This window comes from Candidatus Binatia bacterium (genome assembly GCA_029243485.1).
GTDB lineage: Bacteria > Desulfobacterota > Binatia > UBA12015 > UBA12015 > VGTG01.
In genome coordinates, this window is sequence record JAQWRY010000010.1 from 87,826 (window position 1) to 95,061 (window position 7,236).

Below are 7,236 nucleotides of genomic sequence, written 5' to 3' on the forward strand. Positions count from 1 at the left end.
GCTTGAATGCGTAGTATGGCTACGTGCTGTGTAACCAGGAACGAGAGGGGTGAGCCCATGTCGACCGCAGACCGCTGTCCGACCCGCCCCGAGACCGATACATGGAATGTCGCGCAGAACTTCGACTCGACGTTCTGCTGGGAGTACGACGACGGCCGCGACAACCTGCTGAGCCTCTACGAGAAGGGCAAGAAGCTCCAGTGGAATGCCGCCGATCGCATAGATTGGTCGCAGGAGCTCGACGAGCACAATCCCGGGGGTCTGCCCGACGAGGTGCTCGGCATCTACGGCACTGACATCTGGGACCGCCTCGACGAGGCGGGCCGCACGAACGTGCGTCGCCATTTCCAGGCGTGGCAGATCTCGCAGTTCCTGCACGGCGAACAGGGCGCGCTCGTCTGCACCGCCAAGATCGTTCAGCAGGTACCGAACATGGACGCCAAGTTCTACGCGTCGACGCAGGTGGTCGACGAGGCACGCCACGTCGCGTTCGGGCGCCTCGCGCTACGCGACTACTACCCCCACCTCACGGACAAAGAGCGCGACGAGCGCGAGGAGTTTGTGGTCGAAGGCTCCTACCTCCTGCGGGATCGTTTCCTCGGAGAGGAAGTCTGGGAGACGCTCGGGTTGCCCGTTAGGGAGTGCAAGGCGGCGACGGAACGTTCGGAGTTCATGAGTCAGTATCGCTCGGCTCTGTTCAGCCGGATCGTTCCGACCATCAAGGACATCGGCCTGTGGGGCCCCCGAGTTCGGAAGGCTTACGCGGACATGGGGGTTCTGGGCTTCGCCGATACGAATGTCGAAGAGCTCGGTCGGAACGACGAGGAGGTTGCACTGCAGTTCGACGAGCGTCATCGGAACGTGGAGGAGGTCGCCGCGGTCGGGCGCGAAGCGATTCGGTACTACATCCGCGAGGGGCTCCTGCCGGAGCCGGAGCGGCCGGCGCGCAACGTCGCCTGGTACGACGAGTCCTTCGTCGAGAAGATTCGCTTCATCAAGGAGCTGCAGGAGAAACGATACCTGCCGCTGAATGTGATCGGGCGCCTGCTCGCGAGCGACGGCGATTCGTCGCGGGCTGAGGTCGAGGCACTGTTGGATCTCGACGGGAAGCTCTTCCCGCAGGTCGAGGGTAGCCCGAAGCTGGAAGGCGAGCGCCTCGTCGTGGTCGCCCGCCGTTCTCGAGCTTTGGGGGGAAATCTGGAAGGCTGGGTACAGTCCGGACGCGGGCTTCCCGTCCGAACAGATCGGTCTGTACGTCGACATGGTGGAGTGGCTCGCACGTGAGGAGCTCCGCATGTTCGCGCGTGGGGTCACCGGACGCGTCGAAGGAGACGCGGCCGTACAGATGGCGGAGCACGGGATCGATCTCGTGAACAAGATAATCAGCCTGCTGCGGAAGAACACGCTCCTTCGTCTGATCGCCGAAGGCGATGTGGTGGGTAAAGACGGGTCGAAGCCGGCTCGCCGCGGACCGCTTCGGCGGAGTTGAGCCGGGACGCTTTGGCCGAGCCCACGTTGCCGTTTGCGCCGTCGCTCCGCGATCACGATCTCGCCGGCGGCCATCTGCGAATCTGGTCGTCCTTCTTCGAGCCGCCGCGGGCGAGCGAGATGCTGGATCGCCTCTGGCATGAGGTCGAGTGGTCGCAGCATCACGTGCGAATTGCCGGTCGGCGAGTGCCCTGTCCCCGGCTCTCGGCCTGGTACGGCGTCGACGGCGCGCACTACGCGTACTCGGGTCACACCTACCTTCCACTACCCTTTTCGCCTTTGCTGAATGAGATTCGCCGCGAGGTGGAGTCGGCCACCGGGCATCCGTTCAACTCGGTGCTTCTGAACGCCTACCGCGACGGTAGGGACTCCATGGGCTGGCACAGTGATGACGAGCCGGAGCTCGGCGTGCGGCCGGTGATCGCCTCTGTGAGCCTCGGGGCGACGCGGCGGTTCCGCCTGCGGCACCGTCGGCAAGACCTCGACCCGGTAGCGCTCGATCTCGAGCACGGATCGCTTCTCGTGATGGATGGCGATACGCAGGCCCACTGGCACCACGCGGTTCCGAAGACGCGACGGCTCGTGGAGCTACGCGTGAATCTGACGTTTCGCAGGATTCGGAACGAGGGGGCGTTATGAGCAACGGCGGCGGCGACCTCGGTTTCATCATCCGCATCAGTATCGTCGCGACCATCGGCGGCTTCCTCTTCGGGTTCGATAGCGGTGTCATCAACGGGACCGTCGACGGGCTGCGCATCGCATTCGAGTCGGACAGTGTCGGTACCGGGTTCAACGTGGCCTCGATGCTGCTGGGTTGTGCGGTCGGCGCGTTCTTCGCGGGTCGTCTCGCCGACGCGTTGGGCCGCCGTACGCTGCTGCTCGTCTCCGCGGCCTTCTTCGTGGTGAGCGCGTGGGGTTCGGGCGTCGCGGGCTCGTCCGGGGAGTTCGTGATCTATCGGATCTTGGGCGGCCTCGCCGTCGGCGCGGCGAGTGTGATGGCGCCGGCGTACATCAGCGAGATCGCTCCGGCGGAGTTGCGCGGTCGCCTGTCGACGATTCAGCAGATCGCGATCATCACGGGGCTCTTCGTGGCCTTCTTGAGCAACTACTTCCTCGCGGGCGTCGCCGGATCGGCGAACACCCCGTTGTGGTTCGGGTTTGAGGCGTGGCGCTGGATGTTCTGGATCGAGATCACGCCTGCGGTGATCTTCCTCCTGGCTCTGCTCTTCATTCCCGAGAGTCCGCGCTTCCTCGTTCTGAAGGGGCGGAAGGACGATGCGCTCGCGGTGCTGGCGCGCCTTTACGGCGAGGCCGTGGCTTCGGAGAAAGCCGACGAGATAGATGCTTCTCTCGCCTTCGATCATCACCGCCCCTCGTTCGCGGACTTGCTCGACGCCGAGAGAGGTGGGGTGCGCCGGATCGTGTGGGTTGGGATCGGTCTCGCGACGTTCCAACAACTCGTCGGGATCAACGTCGTCTTCTACTACGGCGCCGTCCTCTGGCAGTCGGTGGGCTTCTCCGAGAGTAACGCCCTCCTGATCAACGTGATCACTGGGGCCGTGAGTATCGGTGCGTGTGCGATCACCATGATTTTCATTGATCGGCTCGGGCGCAAGCCGTTCCTTGTCCTCGGTTCGGTCGGAATGTCGGTCACCCTGGGAGCGCTGGCGTTTGCATTCGCCGGCGCCGACGTCGACGCCGAGGGAAATCTGCTCCTCAGCGACGCCGCTGGCACGGCCGCCTTGATCTCGGCGAACGCCTACGTGTTCTTCTTCAACATGTCCTGGGGCCCGGTCATGTGGGTGATGCTCGGCGAGATGTTCCCGAATCAGATTCGCGGGTCGGGCCTCGCTGTCGCGGGCCTCTTTCAGTGGGGATCGAACTTCGCGATCACGATGACGTTCCCGATCATGCTGACTTCGATCGGTCTCGGCGGCGCGTACGGCTTCTACACGGCCTGTGCGATCCTCTCGGTCTTCTTCGTCCTCGCGATGGTGCACGAGACCAAGGGCCTCGAGCTCGAGAGCATGGAAGGCTGACGTTCACAGGCCCTCGGGTGTTGGCCGGGGCTACTCGATCTCGTAGCGCTTGAGCTTGTCGTAGAGCGTACGCAGGCCGATGCCGAGTCGCTCGGCGGCCTGTTTTCGGTTGCCGTCGCTGCTTGCGAGGACTACGTCGACGGCAGCCGGCGAGAGCGCCGGAGTCGGGACGCCGAGCTCCGATGCGATGCGTGGGAGGAGGGCGTTGGTAGGCGGGAGGATGTCCTCGCGCCGTTCGCGCAAGGGGGGCAGCCGGACCGGAAAGACCGAGAGGCGGTGATAGAGGTCTTCGCGGAACGTTCCTTGTTGCATCATTGACGTGGAGATTGCGGTTCGTCGCGGCGATCCAGCGGACGTCGACCCGGATCGTTCGACTACCGCCGACGCGTTCGAAGCTCCGGTTCTCGAGGACGCGGAGAAGAGCCGCTTGGAGGTCCGGTTTCAGTTCGCCGATCTCGTCGAGAAAGAAGGTGCCGCCGTCGGCCAGTTCGATTCGACCGCGCCGGCGTTCGACGGCGCCCGTAAACGCGCCCTTCTCGTGGCCGAACAGCTCGCTTTCGAGGACACTCTCGGGCAGCGCGCGGGCCGCGACTTCCTTCCCGGTCCCGCTTTCTCCCTGCAGCAAAACGGTCGACGCAGTGCGTGCGACTTTCCGGAGCGCGGACTCGACTGGTTTCATCACCTTGGAGCCGAACGAGAGCTTGATGCCTGCGGGCTCCTGCTCACGCGAGGCTGCCTCTCTTCCGTCGAGGAGGGCGCGTCGTTCGAGGGCGCGTTTCACGACGAGGCGAAGCTCGGCCGGGCCGCTGGTGGGTTTCTGCAGATACTCGTAGGCGCCCAGTTTCATCGCCTCGATCGCGCTGTCGACGGTGCCGTGCGCGGTGCGCACGATGACTTCGACCTCGGGCCATGGTAGCTCCTACGGAATCACGACCTCGAACTCGGCGCTCCGAGACGGAGATCGGTTCTGGTACACGCGCACGCTCGGCCCGAACCAGCGGGCTCAGGTGGAGGCCACGCTGCTCTCCGACATCATTCGGCGCAACACCGACGTCGGTGACGAGTTGGCCGACGACGTGTTCCGCGTTCCTGCACCCTGATCGACGACCGACAGGAAGGGTGTTCGATGAACCCGATTCGGATTCTCCGGGTCGGGTTCGTCGCGCCCGAAGCGGTGGGGGACTCAGTCGGCGGTCGGTCGGAACGCGTCGATGAGTTCTTTGCAGTACTGCACGACGGCGGCGACCTTGTGCGGTGACGTCTTGCCCATTCGCGTTACGATCAGGTCGAGCTTGGGGCTGATCAGAACCCGCTGCCCGCCCATGCCGCTGCAGTAGAAGATCCCGAGGCTGCCGGGGATCGTCCAGAAGTGGGCACCGTACGTTCCGTCAGATTGCAGTGTCGGCGTCCGGCAGTAGTCGGCCCAACCTGCAGGAAGAATCCGTCGTCCGTCCCATTCCCCGTCGCGCAGGAACAAGTATCCGAACCGCGCGAAGTCACGGATGCTGCAGTAGCAAGTCGCCGAGCCGATGAAGTTGCCGGCCGCGTCGAACTTCGGGTCGGCGGTCGTCATGCCGAGCGGCTCGAAGAGCTCCTCGCGCATGAACTCGAGCATCTCCGCTTCGCCGCCACCGATCGTTTCACGGACCAACCGTGAGAGGAGGTTGCTGGCGCCGCTGTTGTAGTTCCAGCGTTCCTCAGGTGGCGCGAGATACGGGAGCGTCGAAGCGAAGCCGGCCGTGTCGTTCTTGCCGGCACCGAACAGCATCGGGATCACGTCGGATTCGTTCTCGTCGTAGTAGCGCACTGAGCCGCCCCCCAGGTGCTCCGCCTCGCGGAACCGCAGTCCGTCTACCATGCGCAACATCTGGTCGATCGTAATCCGGCTGCGAGGGTCGCCCGCGCTCCATTCCTTCACCGAGATCGGCTTCGAGATGTCGAGCTTGCCCTGACGAACCAGGATTCCGATGAGGCTGTTCGTGATGCTCTTCGCCATCGACCATGAGAGGAATGCGTCGTCGGGAGACACGCTCGGCGAGTATCGCTCCGCGACGATTGCGCCGTGCTGCACCACGACGACACCGTAGGTGAGTTCGAGGTCGTCGGGCCCCGGGTCGGTGAAGGCGTGGTCGAGCAGTCGGTCCAGCGAGGCGCGGTCCACTCTCGGATCCAACTCGTCGCGCGGCCACTCCTGCGTGGGCCAGGCGAGTCCCTCGGGATGCGGAGGGAGTGGGAGGAGGGTCGGCTTCTTGGCGGGCTGCGCACCGAATTGCGACATGCGTCGACGATAGGCCGAGGCCCGTCCAAGATTCAAATCGGGTGATGGCGATGGGCTCGGCGGCGCGAGCCCTCTACGGGACTTCCTTGGGTGCGTCCTCGGAGATGTAGGCAGTGCCGCCCTTCGGGCCGCGCTGCGCGCCGGTTACATACTCGCTGCCGGCGCCGGCGACATCAATCCCGAAATCGGCGCCGCCGACCGGTCGCACAGCGAGGCGCGCGACGAACTTCCGCGTGGCGCGGTCGAAGTAGTACACCGCGCCGGCGCCCGGGATTCCCTTCACCGTGTCGTGCGGCGCGCCGACGATGATTCCGTCGTCAGTGAGCGCGAGCGAGTAGCCGAACATCGCACCGTCCTCGAGGTTCGCGGTGTCATGGAGGGCTGCTACGACTTTTCCGCTGGCGAGATCCAGGACGTACGCTCGGCCGGCCCGATGGTTCGCGTTCGGCGCGCCGATCACCACGAACTTTCCGTCCGTTGCGAGGGACGCACCGAAGGAGCTTCCTTCGCCTGCGGCCGGTTCCAGGAGCCGTCGCTTTAGCGCCCCGGTATTGGCATCGAAGGCGAACGCGGCGCCGGCATGTGCGACGCCGTCCATCATCGCTGCAGGTCCGCCGAGGAGCAGTGTGTCGCCGGACGCCGTAAGGACTTGTCCGAGGGCCATGTGATCCTCCGGCGTCGGGAGATGGTAGGATAGTAGGAGTTCCCCGGTGTTCGCGCTGAAACGGTAGGCGATCCCGGCGTTGACGTGGCCCTGTACGTCGCTCGAGGGCGAGCCGATGACGGGGTCTTCCCCGATGAACCCTACGGCCGATCCGAACTCGGCCTTCGCGTGGGGCGGGGATTCGACGAAGCGGCGGACGGAGAGACCCGTCCTCACGTTGATCAAGTAGGCCGCACCGGCAACGGGGACGCCATCGACGGTCCGCCCGGCGGACCCGACGAGCAATCGGTCGCCCCGCAGGGCGATCGCGAAACCGAAGAGGGCGCCCTCGGACGGATCGGGTGATTCGACCTTGCGAACGAGAGCGAGCGTCTTGCGGTCGAAGAGCAGGACCGCGCCGGCCTTCCTGTGATCGTTCGCGCGAGCGTGGGGTGCCCCGACCGCGATCAGGTCCTTTGAGAGGGCTACTTTGAAGCCGAAGAGGGCCCGTGAGCCGACGTCCTGAGACGGGATTTTCCGCGGGGCCGGAGCTTCCGGAGGCGGCGGGGAACACGCGATCACAAAGAGGAGAAGCGCTCCACAGGTGAAGCGGCCGAAGTAATCCAGTGTTCTCATGAAGGAGGGTCGTCGGGGCGTGAGCCCGTGGCGCACGGCCAGGGCATCCTCCTGCCATTGCTCGAGGCTCGCGTCCAGAGCGGCGCTCCGGTTGAGCGTCGGGGCGGGGGGGGGGGGGCAAGGGTTTACAGCGTCGGCGGGCAGGGTACAAC

General features: G+C 65.1%; 8 protein-coding genes and 1 pseudogene. 5 read left to right on the forward strand and 4 right to left on the reverse strand.

Annotated features, from left to right (window positions below; translation table 11 throughout):
- The first annotated feature begins 57 nt into the window (after window positions 1-57).
- From P8R42_05345 to P8R42_05360, 4 genes are read left to right on the forward strand one after another with little or no spacing between them, the layout of a single operon-like run.
- Window positions 58-1,284 (forward strand): MerR family transcriptional regulator, encoded by a 1,227-nt coding sequence (locus P8R42_05345; GenBank protein MDG2304073.1) that lies wholly within the window; start codon window positions 58-60, stop codon window positions 1,282-1,284.
- Entirely contained in the window at window positions 1,262-1,489 is a 228-nt protein-coding gene (locus P8R42_05350) for a hypothetical protein (protein ID MDG2304074.1), read from the forward strand. The genes P8R42_05345 and P8R42_05350 overlap by 23 nt, the downstream gene beginning before the upstream one ends.
- Window positions 1,486-2,127 carry an alpha-ketoglutarate-dependent dioxygenase AlkB gene (locus tag P8R42_05355; protein ID MDG2304075.1) on the forward strand — a complete coding sequence of 214 codons (642 nt, stop codon included), beginning with the start codon at window positions 1,486-1,488 and terminating at the stop codon, window positions 2,125-2,127. The genes P8R42_05350 and P8R42_05355 overlap by 4 nt, the downstream gene beginning before the upstream one ends.
- On the forward strand, window positions 2,124-3,527 hold the full coding sequence (locus P8R42_05360; protein MDG2304076.1) for a sugar porter family MFS transporter: 1,404 nt from the start codon (window positions 2,124-2,126) through the stop codon (window positions 3,525-3,527). The genes P8R42_05355 and P8R42_05360 overlap by 4 nt, the downstream gene beginning before the upstream one ends.
- Before the next feature lie 30 nt (window positions 3,528-3,557).
- On the opposite strand, the gene P8R42_05365 is transcribed toward P8R42_05360, so the two are convergent.
- Together P8R42_05365 and P8R42_05370 are read right to left on the reverse strand one after the other, a co-directional pair.
- Window positions 3,558-3,842 (reverse strand): helix-turn-helix domain-containing protein, encoded by a 285-nt coding sequence (locus P8R42_05365; GenBank protein ID MDG2304077.1) that lies wholly within the window; start codon window positions 3,840-3,842, stop codon window positions 3,558-3,560.
- A gap of 55 nt (window positions 3,843-3,897) precedes the next feature.
- Window positions 3,898-4,206: pseudogene (locus P8R42_05370) on the reverse strand (sigma 54-interacting transcriptional regulator).
- Between the two features lie 211 nt (window positions 4,207-4,417).
- Between P8R42_05370 and P8R42_05375 the strand changes: the two are divergent.
- On the forward strand, window positions 4,418-4,627 hold the full coding sequence (locus P8R42_05375; protein MDG2304078.1) for a peroxidase family protein: 210 nt from the start codon (window positions 4,418-4,420) through the stop codon (window positions 4,625-4,627).
- A gap of 83 nt (window positions 4,628-4,710) precedes the next feature.
- Here P8R42_05375 and P8R42_05380 read toward each other — a convergent pair whose 3' ends face one another.
- Both P8R42_05380 and P8R42_05385 read right to left on the reverse strand, forming a co-directional pair.
- The gene (locus P8R42_05380; protein MDG2304079.1) at window positions 4,711-5,805 is read right to left on the reverse strand and encodes a serine hydrolase; all 1,095 of its coding nucleotides are present in this window, start codon (window positions 5,803-5,805) and stop codon (window positions 4,711-4,713) included.
- A 73-nt stretch (window positions 5,806-5,878) separates the two neighbouring features.
- On the reverse strand, window positions 5,879-7,084 hold the full coding sequence (locus tag P8R42_05385; GenBank protein ID MDG2304080.1) for a hypothetical protein: 1,206 nt from the start codon (window positions 7,082-7,084) through the stop codon (window positions 5,879-5,881).
- Window positions 7,085-7,236 lie beyond the last annotated feature (152 nt).

Bases quoted from the DNA above. Each gene is read 5' to 3' on its own strand.
- P8R42_05385 (MDG2304080.1), bottom strand. From the start codon at position 7,084: ATGAGAACACTGGATTACTTCGGCCGCTTCACCTGTGGAGCGCTTCTC.
- P8R42_05365 (MDG2304077.1), bottom strand. From the start codon at position 3,842: ATGATGCAACAAGGAACGTTCCGCGAAGACCTCTATCACCGCCTCTCG.
- P8R42_05380 (MDG2304079.1), bottom strand. From the start codon at position 5,805: ATGTCGCAATTCGGTGCGCAGCCCGCCAAGAAGCCGACCCTCCTCCCA.
- P8R42_05375 (MDG2304078.1), top strand. From the start codon at position 4,418: ATGACTTCGACCTCGGGCCATGGTAGCTCCTACGGAATCACGACCTCG.
- P8R42_05345 (MDG2304073.1), top strand. From the start codon at position 58: ATGTCGACCGCAGACCGCTGTCCGACCCGCCCCGAGACCGATACATGG.
- P8R42_05350 (MDG2304074.1), top strand. From the start codon at position 1,262: ATGGTGGAGTGGCTCGCACGTGAGGAGCTCCGCATGTTCGCGCGTGGG.
- P8R42_05360 (MDG2304076.1), top strand. From the start codon at position 2,124: ATGAGCAACGGCGGCGGCGACCTCGGTTTCATCATCCGCATCAGTATC.